2 protein-coding genes are annotated in these 1,433 nt (G+C 44.4%); both read right to left on the bottom strand.

Annotated elements, in window-relative coordinates:
• On the bottom strand, positions 1–526 hold a 526-nt coding region (locus A3757_RS12520), incomplete at its 3' end, for an ATPase domain-containing protein (protein ID WP_156506300.1).
• A gap of 149 nt (positions 527–675) precedes the next feature.
• Positions 676–1,433: hypothetical protein (locus A3757_RS26760; RefSeq protein ID WP_197470025.1), on the bottom strand; the 758-nt coding region annotated here is incomplete at its 5' end.

Here is a 1,433-nt window from a genome sequence, read left to right as displayed (position 1 = left end):
CCTGAATACTGTCAACAACCAGCACTTTTGGCTTATGGACTTGAACCACTTCTTCTATTGATTCGATCCGGGTTTCAGAGAACATATTCAGCGCATCAGCTTTGAGACCGAGGCGCTTTGCTCGCAGTGCAACCTGTTGTAAAGACTCTTCACCAGTAATATATAAGCCGTCCCTGCTTGAAGAAAGATGACACATCGTCTGGAGTAGCAAAGTACTTTTCCCGGCACCCGGATGACCTCCAACCAATATAGCAGAACCGGGAACTAAACCTCCCCCCAGCACCCGATCAAACTCACCTATACCGCTACTGAATCTGGGTTGATCTTCGAGGTCAATTGACCCCAAAGCCTTAATCTCGGACTTGGCGCCCGCATAACCCAACGAGGTACTGCTGCTCTTACTTTGCTTTGCTAGCTTTATTTCCTGAATAGTATTCCATTGGCCACAATCCGGACACTGGCCTTGCCATTTAGATAAATCTGACCCGCACTCAGTGCAGACGAATGCGGTTTTGCTCTTTGCCATGCTAAGCCTATTGCTATGAGATCTGATAATTATGCGTGCAAATAGATATGCTCGCTCTACAGGAGGAATATTATAGAGCTAATCGAGGAATTAAGTATATGAAGCCAGAAGGCCATCAATGATATATTGAGCAGTATGAAAGGAACTTTCTACTCTGCTGGAATAAAGTCATCTCGCTGGAAGTCACCTTCCAGAAGTTGCTCCCAGGTCGTTGTAAACGTTTCATCTGGGAAACTGGCTCCAACACGAGAATCATCACCATCATAATCAACACCGATCACCAGTGCACTAGGGTTTGGCGTCAGGGTCACTCGCTCCAAACCCTGTCCTAATACCTTAAATATGCCATCAGTTGGATATTCGCCTATCGTGCCATTCAGCTTGCTAAAAGAGTCCATTGCATCAACTTCAACTATTCCGCCAATCGAATCGGACTCCAAGACTCCTGAAAAACCAATCACATAGGTGCCTCGTGACAAATTCTCAACCTTTTCAGCATCAAAGTCAGTTAATGAAAACTCATTCAGTGAAGCATTCTGCTGTACGGACAAAGAAAAATCGCTATCGACAATGTTAAATGACTCAGTTTCGAGATCTTCTGAAATATTTGATAACTCAATCTCTCCATCTATAGTCGTGGTAATTTCGCCATCTTTAACTGCAAACTCATTGACACTTACATCTAAATGCCGACGATAGTACTGGCAGCGCTCTAGTTCCTGTTCACCTTCAAAAACATGATAAATTTCATCTCCGTCCAACGATGCTAAAGCACCAGCATCGACACCTAAACGCTCATTGATAATCAAGGTTGGCCTATTTTTGGCAACTTCATAAGATGCCCTTAGGGTAGATATTCGCTCACCCGTATCGCTATCGTAGCTGTGCTCATAAACTCGGACTATCG

It is taken from the genome of Oleiphilus sp. HI0117, assembly GCF_001635235.1.
This window is presented reverse-complemented; position numbering and strand designations above follow the sequence as displayed.